The following is a 19,115-nucleotide window of genomic DNA, read 5'->3' as shown; positions in this document are numbered from 1 at the left end:
TCAGGCGAGCCCGGCCGCGGCCGCCGCTGCGGCGACGTCGGCGTCGATGACGGTGTCGACGATGCTGCCGCCGCTCTCGGTGAACCCCTCGAGGGCGGTGACGGTGTCCTTGAGGCCGTGACCCGTCACGGTGACGACGACGGTGCTGCCGCGGTAGGACTCACCGCCGGCCAGCTCCTGGAGCAGCCCGGCGATCCCGGCCGCCGACGCGGGCTCGACGAAGACGCCGTCGCGGCACGCCAGCTCGCGCTGGGCGGCGAGGATCTGCTCGTCGCTGACCGCCGCGAAGCGCCCGCCCGACTCGTCCCGGGCGGCCTCCGCGAGCTTCCACGAGGCGGGGTTGCCGATCCGGATCGCGGTCGCCCGCGTCTCCGGGTCCGGGAACGGCTCACCGGTGACGAGCGGCGCGGCACCCTCGGCCTGGAATCCCCGCATGACCGGCTTCCGCGTGGCCATGCCCCAGTCGGCGTACTGGGTGTAGCCGAGCCAGTACGCCGAGATGTTGCCGGCGTTGCCCACCGGCAGGAGGTGGTAGTCGGGGGCGTCGCCCAGGAAGTCGACGATCTCGAACGCCGCGGTCTTCTGGCCCTCGAGCCGGACCGGGTTGACCGAGTTCACCAGCGCGACCGGGTAGTCCCACGCGAGGCCCTTGGCCATCGCCAGGCAGTCGTCGAAGTTGCCGCGCACCATGATCACCTGCGCGCCGTGCAGGATCGCCTGCGCCATCTTGCCGGCGGCGATCTTGCCCTCGGGGACGAGCACGAGCGGCTTCAGCCCGGCCTTCGCGGCGTACGCCGCCATCGAGGCGGAGGTGTTGCCCGTCGAGGCGCACACGACCGCCTCCGCGCCCTCGTGCTTGGCGACCGAGATGGCCGCGGTCATGCCGCGGTCCTTGAACGACCCGGTCGGGTTGTCGCCCTCGACCTTGAGCCACACCTCGGCGCCGGTCAGCCCCGAGAGCCACTCCGAGGACACCAGCGGGGTGCCGCCCTCGCGCAGCGTGACGGCCGCGGTCCCCTCGGGGATGGCGAGCAGGTCGCGGTACTCCTCGATGACCCCGCGCCACTGGTGGGTCCTGGTGATGGCGGGGCTCACTCGGGTGCTCCTTCGACGCGCATGACGGAGGTGACCTCGCGGACGATGTCCATGCCGCGCAGGTGCCCGACGGTCGCGCTGAGGGCGGCGTCGGTCGACTCGTGGGAGACCACGACCAGCTGGGCGTCCGCGCCGCGGCCCTCCTGGCGCACCGTCTGGATCGAGACCCCGTGCTCGGCGAACGCGGTCGCGACCGCGGCGAGCACGCCCGCGCGGTCGTCGACGTCGATCGCCACGTGGTAGCGGGTGACGGTCTCCCCCATCGGCAGCACGGCCCGGTCGGCGTACGCCGACTCGCCGGCGCCCCGGGTGCCCGCGAGCCGGTTGCGGGCGACCGTGACCAGGTCGCCGAGGACGGCGGACGCGGTCGGGGACCCACCCGCGCCGGGGCCGTAGAACATCAGCTGGCCGGCGGCCTCGGACTCCACGAAGACCGCGTTGTAGGCCTCGCGCACCGAGGCCAGCGGGTGCGACCGCGGGATCATCGCGGGGTGGACGCGGACCGAGACCGCGTCGTCGCGGAGCTCGCAGATCGCGAGCAGCTTGACCACGCTGCTCATGTCACGGGCCGACTGCACGTCCGCCGCGGTGACGTCGGAGATGCCCTCGCGGTGGACGTCGGAGGCGGTGACCCGCGAGTGGAACGCCAGCGAGGCGAGGATCGCCGCCTTGGCGGCCGCGTCGAAGCCCTCGACGTCGGCGGTCGGGTCGGCCTCGGCGTACCCGAGCTCCTGCGCCTCCTCGAGGGCCTCCTCGAACCCGGCGCCGGAGCTGTCCATCCGGTCGAGGATGAAGTTCGTGGTGCCGTTGACGATGCCGAGGACCCGGGTGACCTTGTCGCCGGCCAGCGACTCGCGCAGCGGGCGCAGGATCGGGATCGCGCCGGCGACCGCCGCCTCGTAGTAGAGGTCGCGACCGGCCTTCTCGGCGGCCTCGAAGAGGGTCGGGCCGTCCTCGGCCAGCAGCGCCTTGTTGGCGGTCACGACGGACGCGCCGCTCTCCAGGGCCGCGAGGATCAGCGACCGGGCCGGCTCGATGCCGCCGATCACCTCGACGACCAGGTCGACGTCGTCCCGGGTGACCAGGCCCGTGGCGTCCGTGGTCAGCAGCCCGTCGGGCACGACCACGTCCCGCGGGGCGTCGAGGCGGCGGACGGCGACGCCCACCAGCTCCACGGGCGCACCGACCCGGGCGGCGAGGTCGTCGGCCTGCTCGTCGAGCAGCCGGACCACCTGGGAGCCCACCGAGCCGCAGCCCAGCACGGCCACCCTCAGTGCCGCTCCGGGGGCACGCTTGTCGCTCTCCACTACTGATCACCCATGTCCGTCGCCAACAGGTCGGCCTCAGTCTCCCGTCGGACGACCACGCGCGCGACCCCGTCCCGCACAGCGACCACCGGAGGACGCAGTGCGTGGTTGTAGTTGGAGGCCATCGAGCGGCAGTAGGCGCCGGTGCCCGGCACCGCCAGCAGGTCGCCCGGGGCGATGTCGCCCGGCAGGAACTCGTCCTTGACGACGACGTCGCCGGCCTCGCAGTGCTTGCCGACCACCCGCGCCAGCACCGGCACCGCCGAGGAGTCGCGGGAGGCCAGCGTGCAGGAGTAGTCGGCGTCGTACAGGGCGGTGCGGATGTTGTCGCTCATCCCGCCGTCGACCGAGACGTAGGTGCGCACCGCGCCACCGTCGAGCTCGACCGCCTTCACCGTGCCGACGGTGTAGACCGTGCACATCGCCGGGCCCACGATGGCGCGCCCGGGCTCGATCGACAGACGCGGCTGCGGGATGCCGAGTGCCCGGCACTCGTGCTCGACGATCTTGGTCATCTCCGTCGCCAGCTGCGCGGCGTCGGTGGGGTCGTCCTGCGTGGTGTAGGCGATGCCGAAGCCGCCGCCGAGGTCCATCTCCGGCAGGGTCACGCCGAGCTCCTCCGAGATCTGCGCCTGCAGCGCGAGCACCCGGCGCGCCGCCACCTCGAACCCCGAGGAGTCGAAGATCTGGCTGCCGATGTGCGAGTGCAGGCCGAGCAGCTCGATGCCCGGGGCGGCCAGCACCCGGCGCACCGCCTCCAGGGCGTCGCCGCTGGTGATCGAGAAGCCGAACTTCTGGTCCTCGTGCGCGGTGGCGATGTACTCGTGGGTGTGCGCCTCGACACCGGCGGTGACGCGGACCATGACCCGCGTCGCGAGGTCGCCGCCGGCGGTGATCGAGGCCAGCCGCGCGATCTCGTCGAAGGAGTCCACGACGATCCGGCCGACCCCCGCCGCGACCGCGCGGCGCAGCTCGATCAGCGTCTTGTTGTTCCCGTGGTAGCCGATCCGGGCGGGGTCGAACCCCGCACGCAGCGCGACGGTCAGCTCGCCGTCCGAGCACACGTCGAGGCAGAGCCCCTCCTCCTGCACCCAGCGGGCGACCGTGGTGCAGAGGAACGCCTTGCCGGCGTAGAACACGTCGTAGTCGGCGAAGGCGTCCCGGAACGCGGCCGCGCGGGAGCGGAAGTCCGCCTCGTCGAGCACGTACGCCGGGGTGTTGACGTCCGCGACCAGCTCGGGCACGGCCAGCCCGCCGACGTGCAGCTCACCGCCCTCCTTGCGTGCGGTCAGGGACCACAGGTGGGGCACCAGGCTGTTCGGGTCGCGCGGCGGCTGGAGCCAGGCCGGCCCGCGCAGGGCGCCGGAGGCGTGCGCCCAGCCGGCCTCGTGGGTGGTGCTCATGCGGGGGCCTCGTCACATCCGCTCGGGGGCGGAGACCCCGAGCAGCTGCAGGCCGTTGGCGAGCACGGTGCGCGTGGCCGCGACCAGGACCAGCCGGGCCCGGTGCAGGTCGTTGGTCTCCTCGTCGCCCATCGGGAGCACCCGGCAGTTGTCGTAGAAGCGGTGGTAGACCCCGGCCATGTCCTCGAGGTAGCGCGCGACCCGGTGCGGCTCGCGCAGCTCTGCCGCCGACGCCACGACCCGCGGGAACTCCGCGAGGGAGCGGAGCAGCTCCCCCTCCTTCTCGTGGGAGAGCAGGCTCGGGTCGAAGTCGGACGTCGACCACGCGATGCCCAGGTCGCCGGCGTTGCGCAGGATGCCGGACACCCGGGCGTGGGCGTACTGGACGTAGTACACGGGGTTGTCGCTCGACTGGCGGGTCATCTCCGCGGCGTCGAGCGTGAGCGGCGAGTCGGCCGGGTAGCGCGCCAGCGTGTAGCGCAGCGGGTCGACGCCGATCAGCTCGATGAGCTCCTCGAGCGTGACCAGGGTGCCCGCCCGCTTCGACAGCTTGAGCTCCTCGCCGTCCTGCATGATCTTGACGAGCTGGCCGATCAGCACCTCGATGTTGCGGTCCGGGTCGTCGCCGGCGCAGGCCGCCATCGCCCGGAGCCGGTTCACGTAGCCGTGGTGGTCGGCGCCGAGCAGGTAGATGCAGCGGTCGAAGCCGCGCTCGCGCTTGTTGACGTAGTAGGCGGTGTCGCTCGCGAAGTAGGTGAGCTCCCCGTTGGACCGGATGAGCACCCGGTCCTTGTCGTCGTCGAAGTCGGAGGTCCGCATCCACAACGCGCCGTCGGCGTCGTACAGGTGCCCCTGCGACCGCAGCTTCTCCAGCTGCGCCGTCACGTCGGCGGAGTCGTGCAGGCTCCGCTCGGAGAACCAGACGTCGAAGTGGGTGTTGAACTGCTCCAGCTGCTCCTGCTGCTGGGCGAGCTGCAGCGCGTAGCCGCGCTCCCGGAACTCGACCAGCCGCTCCTCGGGCGGGAGGTCGACCACCGCGGGGTCGGCGTCGACGATCTGCCGGGCGAGGTCGGTGACGTACCCGCCGTGGTAGCCGTCCGCCGGGGTCGGTTCCCCCAGCGCGGCCGCCTCGAGCGAGGCGCCGAACAGGTTCATCTGGTTGCCGCGGTCGTTGATGTAGAATTCGCGCGTCACCTCTGCGCCGGCGGCGCTCAGGACCCGGCCGATCGCGTCGCCGACGACCGCCCACCGGGTGTGCCCCAGGTGCAGCGGGCCGGTCGGGTTCGCCGAGATGAACTCGACGTCGATGCGCTCGCCCGCCAGCGTCCCGCTCTGGCCGTACGACGCACCGGCGTCCACGATCTGCGCCGCCACGATGCCCTGGGCGCCCGCGGCCACGGTGATGTTGAGGAAGCCGGGCCCCGCGATGTCGACGCCGGCGACCCCGTCGAGCCGCTCGAGCCGCTCCTGGAGCAGCGTCGCGAGGTCGCGGGGGTTCATGCCGGCCTTCTTGGCGAGCTGGAGGGCCACGTTGGTGGCGTAGTCGCCGTGCCCCTTCTGGCGCGGCCGCTCCACCGTCACACTCGTCGGGACGCCGTCCGGCAGGGTGATCGCACCCTCGGCGGACAGCGTCGTCAGCACGTCGACGATCGCGGTGGAGAGCTGCTCGGGAGTCACCGGCCCAGGGTATCGGCGCGCGGACCGCCGCCCCGCATCGATATCGGCTGGAGGACGCGCAGGCCGATTGCACGTCGTCCGCGGGTCGGTTGTAGTGTGACGCGCAGTCCCGTGGCCCAGGCCGCGCGACGTTGCCTCCGTAGCTCAGGGGATAGAGCACTGGTTTCCGGTACCAGGTGCCGCAGGTTCGAATCCTGCCGGGGGCGCTCCATCGACACGGGCGACGCTCAGCGGCCGTGCGCGGCCTCCACGTCGCCGATCACGCCGACCCGGATCCCCAGCCACGGGTAGGTCCGGGCGAAGAAGACGTTGTCCTGCGGCTGGAGCCCGATCGCCGACGGCCACATCTGGTAGGCGGGTGCGTTGGCGACGCCGCCGTGCAGGCGCCGCCAGACCCGGCCCTGGTCGCGGCCGGAGGGCGGTGGGGTGATGGTGTCGGTCCACTCGACCGCGTTGCCGCCCTGGTCGAGGGTGCCCCAGGGGGAGCGCGTGCCGGCCTGGCCGACGGTGCCGAGGCCACCGACGAACGCCTTCGCGTAGGCCGTCGCGCCCATCCCGAAGGGGTTGGTCGTCGAGCAGCCGCCGGGGAGCTGCGCAGCCGCCGGGCACCAGCTCGGTGCCGGCCCGTCGCTCGGACGGAACCCGGCGAGCGGCTGGTCACCGCTGTTGACGACGTCGCCGGTCGTGAACCCGAGGGCGGTCGGGTGGGGAGCCGTCGCGCTCCCGTCCCCGAAGACGCCGGGGTTGGTCGGGTACTTCCAGTACGACAGCGTGCCGCCGCCGCTGGGGTCGAAGTACGCCGCCTTCACCCACTCGTCCTGGCTGGGCACGACGAAGCCTCGGTGGTGGGACCGGGTCGCCGCCGGCTTGCGCAGGTCGTACATGCCGCGACCGGACCGTGCTGAGAGCCGGACCACGTAGGTCACGCGGTGGAACCCGTGCCGGTCGGCCTCCTTCTTCCTCAGCACCTCGCCGTTGTCCAGGGCGTTCACGAACCGGGCGGCGGACAGGAAGGTGGCGAAGCCGTAGGGCTTGTCTGCCCACGCTCGGGACGCGACCCGGTAGTGCTCGCCCACCGGGGCCTCGAGACGCCGATCCACCTGGCCGTACTCGGGCCACGCCCTCGGGCTCTGCGACCGGGTCCAGAGCCGATCGGCGTTCCGCCCGTGCGGGTCGACCGTGTTCAGGAAGGTGACCCACTGGGCCACGGTGACCTCGAGCTCACCGATCCCGTACCGGTGGTCGACCGCGCCGATCGTCTGGCACTCCGGTCCGGAGGTCGGGGCCTCGGCGCAGGAGGCGTAGATCGCATCGGTGAACGGCACCACGCCGATCGAGGCGTTGCCCGGATCGGCCACCTCGACCGTGCGCACGACGACGACCCCGGGGTCGTCGGCCCAGGCCGGGGCGGTCATCGTCCCGGTCACCGCCAGGACGACGCCGACGAGGAGTGCCAGGTGGACCGGTGCCCGGGATCGCATCCCCCAGTGAAGCACGTCGGGGCGGTCCTGGCGGCCGACCCTGATTCCCGGGCAAACGGCGCAGGCGGCCCGAGGTTACGTCCGGCCCGGAAATGGCCCCGAGAGGTCTTGACCTCCTGGGGTTTCTGCGTGCTCGCACTCCCCAGACCGGGGTTCCGGTGTTCACAATCGTCGCCAACCTCTCGGTGGGAACACCGACATGGGACACCAGCCGCAGCTGACGGGGAGGGACGCAGCGGCTCCGGCAAGAAAGCAGGAAACGCAGTGAACACGTCCCTCCGCAGGGCTGTCGCGACCGTCGCGGTCTGCGCCGCCGGGCTCGCCGGCACCCTCGTCTCCACCCCCTCGGCCGACGCCGTCCGGCACGCCGACCGCGGGCACACCGACCGCGGGCACGCCGCCCCGGCGCGGACCAACCTCGGGTACAAGGCCGTCGTGTACGGCACCAAGGTGCTCCTCGACGGCGTCGAGGTGCGCAACGCCAAGACGGCGTTCGCCCAGCAGCGGTGCACCCGGTACGTCGGCCGCGAGGTCACCAAGGGCGCCGACATCACCGACCTCGGCATCCCGCTGGTCGCCGGCGGTCTCACGGAGAGCTACTCCCAGACCTACCGCGAGCACGGCGTCCGGGGCGTGCGCGGCGTCAGCACCATCGGCGACCTCGAGCTCGGCGGCGAATTCCAGGGCCAGCAGACCCCGACCCTCAAGCTCACCGGCCTCACCTCGGTGGCCGACGCGTTCCAGAAGGCGGACGGCACCTTCGGGCACGACGAGAGCTTCGGGTTCGAGGGCCTGAGCATCGGCAACCTGCCCGAGCAGATCCCGCAGGAGCTCCAGGACCTGCTCGACCTCATCAGCCAGGGCTCGGCGGACCTGGTCAACCAGGTCATCGACCTGCTGAGCAGCATCACCGGGAACACCATCGAGATCCCCGGCCTGGGCAGCATCGGCCTCGCCGGGGTGAAGTCGGGCCGGGCGACCGACCACATGGCCTCCTCGCAGACCTACGCGCTGCGACTGACGGTGACGGCGACCGGGCACCCGACGGAGATCACCCTCGGCCGCGCCCACTCGGCGGTCTACGAGCCGGTCCCCGCGGGCGTCTTCCAGTCCCGGGCGATGGGCCTGGCCCCGCTCGGCGGCAACGACCTGCTCAGCCTCGGCGGCCTCGAGGAGCAGTCCCTGCCCTGCTCGGGCACCGGGGGGAAGGTGCAGAAGCACAGCATCGCCGACGTCCGGGTGCTCGGCGGCCTGGTGAACATGACCGGCGTCCAGTACGCGCTGATGGGCGACCAGAGCCCGGCCGGTGCCGCCCGCGGCTTCGTGTCGACGACCATCGGCTCGTTGTCGGTGCCGAGCATCGGGCTCGTGATCGACGGCATCCGCTCTCGGGTCGACCTGCGCAAGCCGGCCGGGACCACGAAGGTGCAGCGGACCGTCCACACCGGGCTGGCGAAGATCACCCTGAACGGCGAGGAGGTCGCCGTCCCGACCCGGGCCGGCCAGGTGGTCGACCTCGGTGACGGCAACTTCCTCAAGTACCGGGTGCTCAGCCGCAACAACTGGACCGGGGTGGAGAGCCGCGCGCTCACCCTCACCCTGCCCGGCCTGATCCCGGGCGGGTCGGTCCTCGACCTCGCCTGGGCCGGCGCGCACGTGTCGCCGAACTGACCGACCGATCGGGCCCTGCTGGCCCCTGCCTGGGGGGCGGGGGTCAGCAGTGCTCGATCGTCGCGTCGTCCCGGGCCTCGTCGCCCAGCCGCCGGGCCTGGTCGACGTAGGGCAGCACGACGCTGGCTCCGCCGATGTCCCCGATCCCGCCCTGCACGACGCAGCTCGTGATCCTGCTCGGCTCGACCTGGGCCATCGCCTCGGCCAGGCGGAAGAGCTCGGCCGGCGACAGGTCCGTGTCGAGGTGCGCCATCACCGAGAGCACACCGCGCTCGAGGAAGCCCGGCCGGTCGGCGTCGGCCCGGACCTTGGCCTGGATGCCGCGCAGCACCCGTTGCTGGTTGGCCGACCGGTCGAAGTCGCCACGCAGCAGGTCGTGGCGGATCCGCGAGAACGCCAGCGCGTCGTACGCACCGAGGTGGAGGCGGCCGGCCGGGAACCCCTTCGGCTTGAGGTAGGTGTCGCTGAAGGCCACCGGGTTGTCCACCTCGATCCCGCCGATGTCGCCCACCATCGCCTCGAAGAACGGGAACCGGGTCACGAACACGTAGTCGGGCTGGATCCCGATCAGGTTGCCGACGGTCTGCCCGAGCAGCTTCGGGCCGCCGTAGTAGAGCGAGGCGTTGATCTTGTCGTAGCCGTGCCCGGCGATGTCGACCCACGAGTCGCGCGGGACCCCGATCGCGGTCGCGGCGCCGGTGCGGGTGTCCATCCCGATCAGCTGGAGCGCGTCGCCCCGTGTGTGGGTCATGTCCTCCCCCGGCCGGGCGTCGGACCCGACGGCCAGGATCCAGACGACGTCGGGGGTGAGGTCGACGCCGTTGGCCCGGTCGACCTTGACCAGCGTGACCTCGGTGGGCTTCACCGCCGAGTCGGGGACGACGAGGGCGGCGACCGCCAGGACCAGGCCGATCGTGCCGACCCGCAGTATCCTCCGCAGCATCACGCACCGCCCTTCGAGACGTCGTAGGCGAAGACCTTCCACCCGTGCTCGGTGGGGGTGAGGAACAGCTGCCCGGCGACGCGCACGGTGCGCTCGAGGTCCCCGGTGGTGCCGAAGGCGAGGTGGACGTGCGCGGTGATGCCGACCGGGCGCTGCCGCACCGCGAGCACGTCGATCCGGACCTTGCTGCGGTAGGGCTCGACGCCGTCGATGCGCGCACCGATGTCCTCGTTGCTCATCAGGGCCCGGTCCGCGTGCGCCTCCTCCTGCGCGCCCGGCGTGAAGCCGGGCCAGGCGTCGGAGAAGTCACGACGGGGGTAGTCACCGCCGAGGTACGCCGCCGTGGTCCAGCCGTCGACGACGTCGGTCACCTGCTGCGCCACCCGCGCACGGGCCTCCGGGGGGAGCTTGCCGGTGACGCTCCCCCAGCTGACCTGCGTGTCGACCGGGTGCTCGGTCGCCGACGCCGAGGGGTCGGCGGACGGGCCGCCGGCGTCGCTGTCGCTCCCGCTGCACCCACCCACCAGGAGGCCCAGCGCGAGCGTCGCGGCGGCGGTCGCGACGGCGCGCCGCGGTGGTCTGGTCATGGTCTCGGACGTCCTCTCGATCCACTTCTGTCCGGCAGTGTCGGCGACCGTGGTGTGGCTCGGGGCACACCACGCCGAAATACCACCCCGGCAGTCTGCATTTGGTGGTGCGGGGGACTAGCCTTGACCACTGGAAACACACCCCGCGCACGTACCGGAAGAGGCGAATCAACCCGTGCCGCAGTCCCCAGCCAGCCAGTCCGACCTCCCCAGCCGTCTCGAGGGGGCCGACTTCGGCGCCAACGAGTGGCTCGTGGAGGAGATGTACGACCAGTACCAGCGCGACCCGGGGAGCGTCGATCCGACGTGGGTGAAGTACTTCCAGGCCAACGGCAGCCCCACGAACGGCGGCAACGGCACGACGGCGGCGGCGGCCGCCACGAAGCAGGCTCCCGCCCGGCCGGCTCCCGAGAAGCCGGCCGAGAAGGCCCCGGAGCAGACCGCCTCGAAGCCCGAGGCGAAGGGCCCGGCCGAGCACACCGACCCGACCCCGACGCCGGCTCCGAAGGCGAAGCCGCGTCCGGAGACCAAGGCGGCCGAGCCCGCCAAGGGGACGACCAACCCGGTCCCGAAGGAGTCGCGCCCGGCCGCGCCGGCGGCGGCGAGCGACCAGCCGACGTACACCGTGCTGCGCGGTGCCCCGGCCCGCACCGCCCAGAACATGGACGCGTCGCTGTCGGTCCCGACCGCCACGTCGGTGCGCTCGGTGCCGGTCAAGCTGCTGTGGGACAACCGCACGGTCATCAACAACCACCTCGCCCGGGCGCGCGGCGGCAAGGTGTCCTTCACGCACCTGATCGGCTACGCCCTGATCAAGGCGCTGCGCGCGATGCCGGAGATGAACGTCGGCTTCGACGTCGTCGACGGCAAGCCGAACCTGATCACGCCGGCCCACATCAACCTCGGCCTGGCGATCGACGTCAAGAAGCCCGACGGCAGCCGGCAGCTGCTCGTGCCGAGCATCAAGGCCGCCGAGACGATGGACTTCGCCGCCTTCTGGACGGCCTACGAGGAGATCGTCCGCAAGACCCGCGACAACAAGCTCGCGATCGAGGACTTCCAGGGCACCACGATCTCGCTGACCAACCCGGGCGGCATCGGCACCGTCCACTCCGTCCCGCGGCTGATGAAGGGCCAGGGCGCCATCATCGGCGTCGGCGCGATGGAGTACCCGCCGGAGTGGCAGGGCGCCTCGGAGGAGGCCATCGCCCGCAACGCGATCAGCAAGGTGATGACCCTCACCTCGACGTACGACCACCGGGTCATCCAGGGCGCGCAGTCCGGCGAGTTCCTCAAGCGGGTGCACCAGCTGCTGCTCGGCCAGGAGGACTTCTACGACGAGATCTTCCGGTCCCTGCGGATCCCCTACGAGCCGATCCGCTGGGCGCACGACATCTCGGCCAACCACGACGACGAGATCAGCAAGCAGGCCCGGATCCTCGAGCTGATCCACGCCTACCGCGTGCGCGGCCACATGATGGCCGACACCGACCCGCTGGAGTACCGCCAGCGCAGCCACCCCGACCTCGAGGTGGAGTCGCACGGGCTGACCCTGTGGGACCTCGACCGCGAGTTCGCGACCGGCTCGTTCGGCGGCGAGGGCCGGCGGTTCATGAAGCTGCGCCAGATCCTGGGGATCCTGCGCGACTCCTACTGCCGCACCACCGGCATCGAGTACATGCACATCATGGACCCCGAGCAGCGCCGGTGGATCCAGGAGCGCGTCGAGCAGCCGCACACCAAGCCCCCGCGCGAGGAGCAGCTGCGGATCCTGCTCAAGCTCAACCAGGCCGAGGCGTTCGAGACGTTCCTGCAGACGAAGTTCGTCGGCCAGAAGCGCTTCTCCCTCGAGGGCGGCGAGACGACCGTCCCCGTGATCGACGAGATCTGCGAGGCGGCCGCCGAGGCCGAGCTCGACGAGGTCACGATCGGGATGGCGCACCGGGGCCGGCTCAACGTGCTCGCGAACATCGTCGGCAAGAAGTACAGCCAGATCTTCCGCGAGTTCGAGGGCAACATCGACCCGCGCACGGTGCAGGGCTCCGGCGACGTGAAGTACCACCTGGGCGCGGAGGGCGAGTTCGTCGCCGGCTCCGGCGCCGAGATCAAGGTGTCGGTCGCGGCGAACCCCTCGCACCTCGAGGCGGTCGACCCGGTGCTCGAGGGCATCGCGCGCGCCAAGCAGGACGTGCTCAACCGCGGCGCGGCCTTCCCGGTCCTGCCGCTGCTCGTGCACGGCGACGCCGCGTTCGCCGGCCAGGGCGTGGTCGCGGAGACGCTCAACCTCTCCCAGCTGCGCGGCTACCGCACCGGCGGGACGATCCACCTGGTCGTCAACAACCAGGTCGGTTTCACCACCTCGCCGGGGTCCTCGCGCTCCTCGCTCTACTGCACCGACGTCGCGCGGATGGTCCAGGCGCCGATCTTCCACGTGAACGGCGACGACCCCGAGGCCTGCATCCGGGTCGCCCGGCTGGCGTTCGAGTACCGCCAGGCGTTCAACAAGGACGTCGTCATCGACCTGGTCTGCTACCGCCGGCGCGGGCACAACGAGGGCGACGACCCGTCGTACACCCAGCCGCTCATGTACGACCTGATCGAGCAGAAGCGCTCGGTCCGCAAGCTCTACACCGAGTCCCTCATCGGTCGTGGCGACATCACGATCGAGGAGGCCGAGCAGGTGCTGCGCGACTACCAGCAGCAGCTGGAGCGGGTCTTCACCGAGGTGCGCGAGGCGAGCAGCCAGCCCTCGGAGTGGACGACGGTGCCCGACTACCCCGACAAGCCGACCGGTGAGACCCGGACCGCGGTCTCGCTCGAGGTGCTCAAGCGGATCGCCGACGCCTACGTCACGCCGCCGGACGGCTTCACCGTCCACCCCAAGGTGATGCCGCAGCTGCAGCGCCGGTCCGCGGCGATCGCCGACGGTCCGATCGACTGGGGCACCGGCGAGATCCTCGCCTTCGGCTCGCTGCTGATGGAGGGCCGCCCGGTGCGGCTGGCCGGCCAGGACTCGCGGCGCGGCACGTTCGTGTCCCGGTTCGCGACGATCATCGACCGGGTCAACGCCGACGAGTGGACCCCGCTGTCCAACCTCACCGAGGACCAGGCGAAGTTCTACGTCTACGACTCCCTGCTCTCGGAGTACGCCGCGCTCGGGTTCGAGTACGGCTACTCGGTGGCGCGGCCCGAGGCCCTGGTGCTGTGGGAGGCGCAGTTCGGCGACTTCGTCAACGGCGCGCAGACGGTGATCGACGAGTTCATCACCTCCGGCGAGACCAAGTGGCGCCAGCAGTCCGGCGTCGTGCTGCTGCTGCCGCACGGCTACGAGGGCCAGGGCCCGGACCACTCCTCGGCGCGGATCGAGCGGTTCATGACGATGGCCGCGGACGACGCGTTCACGGTCGCGCAGCCGTCGACCCCGGCGTCGTACTTCCACCTGCTGCGCCAGCACTCGCTGGGCGAGGAGCACCGGCCGCTGATCGTCTTCACGCCCAAGTCGATGCTCAAGCGCAAGGAGGCGGCCTCGAAGCCCGAGGACTTCACCTCGGGCACCTTCGAGCCGTTCATCGCCGACCGCGCGGCCGACCAGGAGCAGGTCGACACGCTGCTGCTGTGCTCGGGCCGCGTCACCTGGGACCTGATGGTCGAGCGCGCCAAGCGCGAGGACGCCGGCCGGTTCGCCATCGCCCGGGTCGAGCAGCTCTACCCGCGGCCGGAGGCCGAGATCCGCGCGGAGATCGCGCGGTTCCCGAAGCTCAAGGCGGTGCGCTGGGTGCAGGACGAGCCGGCCAACAACGGCCCGTGGCCGCACTACGCGCTCAACGTGTGGCCGGACGTGGACGCCGACGTCGAGCTCGTCTCCCGCGCCCAGTCCTCCTCCCCCTCGGTCGGCACCGCCAAGCGCCACACCGAGGAGCAGAAGGACCTGGTCGCCCGGGCGTTCGCCTGACATGTACTTCACCGACCGCGGCATCGAGGAGCTCGAGAAGCGCCGGGGTGACGAGGAGGTCACCCTGGCCTGGCTGGCCGAACGGCTGCAGGAGTTCACCGACACCCACCCGGAGTTCGAGACCGCCGTCGAGCGGTTCGCGACCTGGCTGGCGCGGCTCGACGACCCCGACGACTGACCCACCCGGCCGCCGTCGCGGCGGGCTGTCAGCCGACGACGCCCAGCACCTCGAAGCCGGCCCGCACCCGCTCGCGCAGGTCGCCGCCGTCGCGGATCCAGGCGGTGACGGCGACCCGGAAGACGGCGATGCCCGCAGCGGCCAGGGTGTCCGCGTCCGCCTCGCCCCGGGCGGCCAGGGCGGTGGCGAGGGTGTGCTCCCACGAGACGAAGGTGTCGAAGAGCCGGCCGCGCAGCAGGGGCGACGTCGCGACCGCGTGCTGCCGCAGCGCCACCCGGTCCCGCTCACCGGAGAACCCGTCGGCCAGCACGGCGACCCCGGCCGCGACGACCTCCAGCCCGCCGCCGCCCGCGGCCGCGACCGCCTGGCGCAGCGCCTGCTGCCGCTCGACCCGGCCCATGTCGAGCACGGCGTCCTTGGTCGCGAAGTAGCGGAAGAAGGTGCGGGCCGAGACACCGGCGTCGGCCGCCACCGCCTCGACCGAGGTGGCGTCGTACCCGTCCCGCGCGAAGCGCTCCAGCGCGGCGTCCTCCAGCGCCCGCCGGGTGTCGGCCCGACGGCGCTCCCGTCGCCCGGGCTGCGTGGCCGCCGCGACGTCAGTCACTCGCCACGGCCGCCTGCACCTCGGTCGCCCGGTCCCGCGCCCGCGGCCGGCCGCTGCGGACCTCGACGCGGTCGAGGCGGCCGGAGAAGGCGAACGGCGGCCGGTAGTCGTGGCTCACGGCGATCCCGCGGTCCCGGCCCACGAGCAGCCCGGCCCCGGCGGTGGTGAGGTTCGGGAAGAAGACCAGGCCGGGCAGCGGCGCCTCGGCGACGTCGAGGCCGTCGACCGCCAGCACCACCCGGGCACCGGCGCCCGGCTCGTACCGGAGGCCGAGCCGGTGCTCCCCCGGCGGCACCGGGTCGTCCGCGGCGACCCGCACCGGGCCGTCGAGCAGGGCGAACGTCGCCACCGGACGGCCGCCGAGCAGGTAGAACGCCCAGCCGCCGTGCCGGTCACCGAGCGCGGTGACGATCCCCTCGGCGCCGCCGTCGGGCACGTCGACGTACGCCGTCAGCTCGAACCCGCCCAGCGCCGCCGGCTGCTGCGGCACCGGGACGGGCGCACCTCCGGGCCGGTAGGTCGCGGTCTCGGGCGGCGGGAACTCGCCGGGGTGCATGTGCGCCATCGAGCCCGGGAACTCGAAGAGCGGCAGCACCTGGTTGCGGCCGGCCTCGGCCCACCAGAGCCCTGCGAGCCGGTGGACCACCTCGGGGTGCTCGTCGGCGACGTCGGTCGACTCCGAGAAGTCCTCCTCCAGGCGGAACAGCGACCAGCGGTCGGTGTCGAAGTCGTAGCTGCCGAGCACGTGGTCCCGCTCGCCGAACTGGTTCGCGACGTGGTCGGTGACGGCCTTCCAGCCGTCGTGGTAGATCCCGCGGGAGCCCATCATCTCGAAGTACTGCAGCGTGCGGTGCTCGGCCGCGGCCGGGTCGGCGAAGGTCGCGAGCATCGACGTGCCGTCGACCGGCTGCTGGGTGACGCCGTCGACGCTCTCGGGGAGGTCGATGCCGGCCGCGTCCAGGATCGTGGCGTAGACGTCCACGGCGTGGCAGAACTGGGGTCGGACGCCGCCGGCCCCGGCGAGCCGGTCGCCCCAGCGGACGACCAGCGGCGTCCGGACCCCGCCGAGCCAGGCGTACCGCTTCCACAGCCGCAGCGGCGCGTTGCCGGCCCACGCCCACCCCCACGGGTAGTGGTTGTTGGCGTCCGGGCCGCCGATGTCGTCGATGTGCTCGAGCGCGGTCGCGACGTCCTCGGTGAACCCGAGCCAGCCGGCGGCCTCGTTGAGGGTGCCGGTCGGACCGCCCTCGGCGCTGGCGCCGTTGTCGGACAGCACCATCACCAGCGTGTCGTCGGCGATGCCCTGCTGGTCGAGGTGGTCGAAGAGCCGGCCGAGGTGGTGGTCGGTGTGCGTCACGAACCCGGCGAACACCTCCATGTAGCGCGCGTAGAGCCGGCGCTCGTCGGCCGAGAGCCCGTCCCATGCCGGCACCCACGGCGGCCGCTCGGTCAGCACCGTGTCCGGCGGGACCACCCCCTCGGCGACCTGGCGGTCGTAGGCCCGCTGCCGCCAGGCCTCCCAGCCGTCGTCGAACTGGCCGCGGTACGGCGCGACCCACTCCTCCGCCACCTGGTGCGGTGCGTGGGCGGCTCCGGTGGCGAGGTAGCAGAAGAACGGCTTGCGGGCCTCCGCCTGCTGCTGGTCCTGGATCATCCGGATCGCCTGGTCGACCAGGTCCTCGGTGAGGTGGTAGCCCTCCTCCGGGCTCCGGGGCGGCTCGACCTGGGTGTTGTCCCGCACCAGCTCGGGTGCCCACTGGTTGGTCTCGGCCCCGAGGAAGCCGTAGTACCGCTCGAACCCCAGACCCAGCGGCCACCGCTCGAACGGTCCGGCGGCGGAGTACTCCCCCTGCGGGGTCAGGTGCCACTTCCCGACCGCCATCGTGTTGTAGCCCTGGTCGCGCAGCACCCGCGCCAGCGACGCCGCGCTGCGCGGGATCCGGCCGGTGTAGCCGGGGAACCCCAGCGCCGCCTCCTGGGTCACCCCCATGCCGACGGCGTGGTGGTTGCGGCCGGTCAGCAGCGCCGCCCGGGTGGCCGAGCAGACGGCCGTGACGTGGAACCGGTTGTAGCGCAGGCCCTGGGCTGCGACCCGGTCGATGTTCGGCGTGGCGAAGCCGGCCCCGAAGCAGCCGAGCTGCGCGAACCCCACGTCGTCCAGGACGACCAGGAGGACGTTCGGCGCGTCCGGGCCCGGCGTCGGGTAGGGCACGAAGCGCGGCTCGGAGGTGTCGACGCGGGTGGTGATGCGTTGGGCCTGCACACGCGTCATCTTGTCACTCGGCTGACACTTCTGTCCCGGTCCCGGGTGCGGCAGGATGCCGCCATGACCGAGCCGACGACGGACCCGCAGACCTCCGCGACCGCCTACCCGCCCGCGCCCTGGCACATGGTGGGCCAGCTCTGGCTGACCCTGTTCAAGCTCGCCGAGCCCGTCGACGACCTGCGCCCCGCCGGCGTGTACGGCGCCGCGTTCGTCAGCTACGAGCCCGGCTCGCCCCTCACCTACTCCGAGCTGCTGGTCGCCCGCCCCGTCCCGGTCCCGCACGGACGCGGACGGCGGGTGAGCATCACCGACATCTGGGTCGACTCCCCTGCCTCGGTCGCCGGCGGGCGCGAGCTGTGGGCGATCCCCAAGGGCCTGTGCGACTTCGAGCTCGACAGCGTGCGCCGCGGCCCGCTCTCGACCACCGACTGGGCGGCGTCGTTCGGTCGCCGGCCGATCGCGTCGGCGACGTTCACCGACGTCTCGAAGGCGATGCTGCGGGTGCCGTTCAAGGGCAGCACCTGGCAGCCCGGGATCGACGACACCGACGGCGAGGAGCGCACCGCCGTGCTGCGCGGCTCGTCCAAGGCGCTGCCGTGCCGCGGCCGCTGGGACTTCGCGGCCGACGGCCCGCTCGGCTGGCTCCGGGGCGCACGGCAGCTCGCGTCGTTCCGCCAGGCCGACTTCCGGATGTCCTTCGGCTGACTGGGTGCGTCCCTGCTCGCGGGCATCGCGGCCGGATGGGTGCGGATGCTCGAGCTCCGGCGCAGGACGTCATCCGGATGGAGCCGACGGGTGCTCGGTCCGTAGGACGCCTTGGCGGCCCCGCGATCCGAGAGCGAGGAGACCCGTGCGCAGCGTGGGTCAGTCGAGTCGGAGCCCGTGTGCTGCCAGGAGCCGGCGCAGAGCCGGGCTTCCGTCGCTCTGCGTCCAGCGCTCGGCCCGGAGGCCGACCGCCCTCGCTCCCTCGACGTTCTTGGGTTGATCGTCGATGAAGAGAACCTGTCCGGGCGCCAGCGCCAGGTCGTCGAGGATGTGCTCGAAGAACCCGGCCGACGGCTTCGCGTGTCCGACGTCGCAGGAGTAGTAGGACCCGTCCAAGGCCTCGGCGTAGGGAGCCTTCTCCCGCATGCACGTGGCTCGGTACGAGTCCTGGTTGGTCGCGAGGTAGCAGGCGACACCAGCCTCCCGAGCTCGCGCAACCACCTCGAGGGTGGGGGCCACGACGTCGAAGGTCCACCACACCGACAAGATGTCCTCGACCCGGTCACCGAGTCCCAGGTCGACCGCAGCGGTGCGGATCGACCTCTCGTCGATGTGGGCGCCGGTGAGGGCTCCCTCGAACTGATGCACGACCTCGACGGCAAGGTCCCAGGTGCCTGCTGGAGTCTCCTGCAGCACCCCGTCGGCATCCCAGAGGATCGCGCGAACATCCCAGACGGCCATCGGGACCTCCCCTTCGAGTGGGCCCCGATCCTAGGGACGCTGAAGGACATTCGTACCCGGGGGCTTCCGACCCGACCGCAGCAGAGTCGGACGGGTTGCCGGCGAACCCGCGGTGGCTCGCCGAACCTGGCCGCCCGGGGGGCGACGGCTTGTTCTCGTTCGCCGCCCCTAGGCCTGGCGTCGGTGTCGCTGTCACGATGCGGTGGTGGACGACGTGGCCGAGGAGGTGCGCCGTGGCCGACCGTTCCGTGCCGCGGGGGTCGGGAGCTTCGTGCGCGAGGGCGGCCCGGGCGATCCCGTCGTCCTGATGCACGGGTTGCCGTCGTCGTCCTTCCTCTACCGCAAGGTGATCCACCACCTGGCCGCGCAGGGTCTGCGTGGTGTGGCCTTCGACCTGCCGGGCCTCGGGCTGGCCGAGCGGCCCGAGGACTTCGACTACACCTTCGCCGGGCTCGGCCGGTGGGCGGCCGCGGCGCTCGACGAGCTCGGGCTGGACCGCTTCCAC

At 72.3% G+C, this 19,115-nt stretch carries 15 protein-coding genes and 1 tRNA gene; 6 read left to right on the top strand and 10 right to left on the bottom strand.

Annotated features, from left to right (window positions below):
• The 4 genes from thrC to argS are packed head-to-tail and all read right to left on the bottom strand — an operon-like array spanning window position 1 to window position 5,482.
• Window positions 1-1,095, bottom strand: a complete 1,095-nt coding sequence (thrC, locus tag ACILQ5_RS08995; RefSeq protein WP_395657651.1) for a threonine synthase — start codon at window positions 1,093-1,095, stop codon at window positions 1-3.
• Window positions 1,092-2,402: a homoserine dehydrogenase gene (locus ACILQ5_RS08990; protein WP_395657650.1), complete on the bottom strand. Its 1,311-nt coding sequence runs from the start codon at window positions 2,400-2,402 to the stop codon at window positions 1,092-1,094. The genes thrC and ACILQ5_RS08990 overlap by 4 nt, the downstream gene beginning before the upstream one ends.
• The gene (gene lysA / locus ACILQ5_RS08985) at window positions 2,402-3,805 is read right to left on the bottom strand and encodes a diaminopimelate decarboxylase (RefSeq protein WP_395657649.1); all 1,404 of its coding nucleotides are present in this window, start codon (window positions 3,803-3,805) and stop codon (window positions 2,402-2,404) included. Before lysA ends, ACILQ5_RS08990 begins: the two co-directional genes overlap by 1 nt.
• A gap of 12 nt (window positions 3,806-3,817) precedes the next feature.
• A complete protein-coding gene (gene argS / locus ACILQ5_RS08980) occupies window positions 3,818-5,482 on the bottom strand; it encodes an arginine--tRNA ligase (RefSeq protein ID WP_395657648.1) in 1,665 nt (554 codons plus the stop codon).
• A gap of 133 nt (window positions 5,483-5,615) precedes the next feature.
• Between argS and ACILQ5_RS08975 the strand changes: the two genes are divergently transcribed.
• A tRNA-Arg gene (locus ACILQ5_RS08975) sits at window positions 5,616-5,688 on the top strand.
• A 21-nt stretch (window positions 5,689-5,709) separates the two neighbouring features.
• On the opposite strand, the gene ACILQ5_RS08970 is transcribed toward ACILQ5_RS08975, so the two are convergent.
• Complete coding sequence (locus ACILQ5_RS08970) at window positions 5,710-6,963, bottom strand: hypothetical protein (RefSeq protein ID WP_395657647.1); 1,254 nt, start codon at window positions 6,961-6,963, stop codon at window positions 5,710-5,712.
• Between the two features lie 264 nt (window positions 6,964-7,227).
• Between ACILQ5_RS08970 and ACILQ5_RS08965 the strand changes: the two genes are divergently transcribed.
• Complete coding sequence (locus ACILQ5_RS08965) at window positions 7,228-8,634, top strand: choice-of-anchor P family protein (protein ID WP_395657646.1); 1,407 nt, start codon at window positions 7,228-7,230, stop codon at window positions 8,632-8,634.
• Window positions 8,635-8,677: 43 nt separating this feature from the next.
• Here the strand turns inward: ACILQ5_RS08965 and ACILQ5_RS08960 are convergent, their stop codons facing one another.
• Together ACILQ5_RS08960 and ACILQ5_RS08955 are read right to left on the bottom strand one after the other, a co-directional pair.
• Window positions 8,678-9,577 carry an LCP family protein gene (locus ACILQ5_RS08960; RefSeq protein ID WP_395657645.1) on the bottom strand — a complete coding sequence of 300 codons (900 nt, stop codon included), beginning with the start codon at window positions 9,575-9,577 and terminating at the stop codon, window positions 8,678-8,680.
• Complete coding sequence (locus tag ACILQ5_RS08955; protein WP_395657644.1) at window positions 9,577-10,164, bottom strand: hypothetical protein; 588 nt, start codon at window positions 10,162-10,164, stop codon at window positions 9,577-9,579. Before ACILQ5_RS08955 ends, ACILQ5_RS08960 begins: the two co-directional genes overlap by 1 nt.
• A gap of 175 nt (window positions 10,165-10,339) precedes the next feature.
• On the opposite strand from ACILQ5_RS08955, the gene ACILQ5_RS08950 reads away from it, so the two are divergent.
• Entirely contained in the window at window positions 10,340-14,116 is a 3,777-nt protein-coding gene (locus tag ACILQ5_RS08950; RefSeq protein WP_395657643.1) for a multifunctional oxoglutarate decarboxylase/oxoglutarate dehydrogenase thiamine pyrophosphate-binding subunit/dihydrolipoyllysine-residue succinyltransferase subunit, read from the top strand.
• Between the two features lies 1 nt (window position 14,117).
• Window positions 14,118-14,294, top strand: a complete 177-nt coding sequence (locus ACILQ5_RS08945; protein ID WP_284536227.1) for a DUF6104 family protein — start codon at window positions 14,118-14,120, stop codon at window positions 14,292-14,294.
• Between the two features lie 28 nt (window positions 14,295-14,322).
• Here the strand turns inward: ACILQ5_RS08945 and ACILQ5_RS08940 are convergent, their stop codons facing one another.
• A complete protein-coding gene (locus ACILQ5_RS08940) occupies window positions 14,323-14,898 on the bottom strand; it encodes a TetR family transcriptional regulator (protein WP_395657642.1) in 576 nt (191 codons plus the stop codon).
• Window positions 14,891-17,170, bottom strand: a complete 2,280-nt coding sequence (locus ACILQ5_RS08935) for an arylsulfatase (protein ID WP_395657641.1) — start codon at window positions 17,168-17,170, stop codon at window positions 14,891-14,893. Before ACILQ5_RS08935 ends, ACILQ5_RS08940 begins: the two co-directional genes overlap by 8 nt.
• Window positions 17,171-17,224: 54 nt before the next feature.
• Here ACILQ5_RS08935 and ACILQ5_RS08930 point away from each other — a divergent pair, with 54 nt between their 5' ends.
• Window positions 17,225-17,869 carry an acetoacetate decarboxylase family protein gene (locus ACILQ5_RS08930; RefSeq protein WP_395657640.1) on the top strand — a complete coding sequence of 215 codons (645 nt, stop codon included), beginning with the start codon at window positions 17,225-17,227 and terminating at the stop codon, window positions 17,867-17,869.
• A 159-nt stretch (window positions 17,870-18,028) separates the two neighbouring features.
• Here the strand turns inward: ACILQ5_RS08930 and ACILQ5_RS08925 are convergent, their stop codons facing one another.
• Entirely contained in the window at window positions 18,029-18,610 is a 582-nt protein-coding gene (locus tag ACILQ5_RS08925) for an HAD-IA family hydrolase (protein ID WP_395657639.1), read from the bottom strand.
• Window positions 18,611-18,815: 205 nt separating this feature from the next.
• On the opposite strand from ACILQ5_RS08925, the gene ACILQ5_RS08920 reads away from it, so the two are divergent.
• On the top strand, window positions 18,816-19,115 hold a 300-nt coding region (locus ACILQ5_RS08920; RefSeq protein ID WP_395657638.1), incomplete at its 3' end, for an alpha/beta fold hydrolase.

This window comes from Nocardioides sp. (genome assembly GCF_044226305.1).
GTDB lineage: Bacteria > Actinomycetota > Actinomycetes > Propionibacteriales > Nocardioidaceae > Nocardioides.
This window is presented reverse-complemented; position numbering and strand designations above follow the sequence as displayed.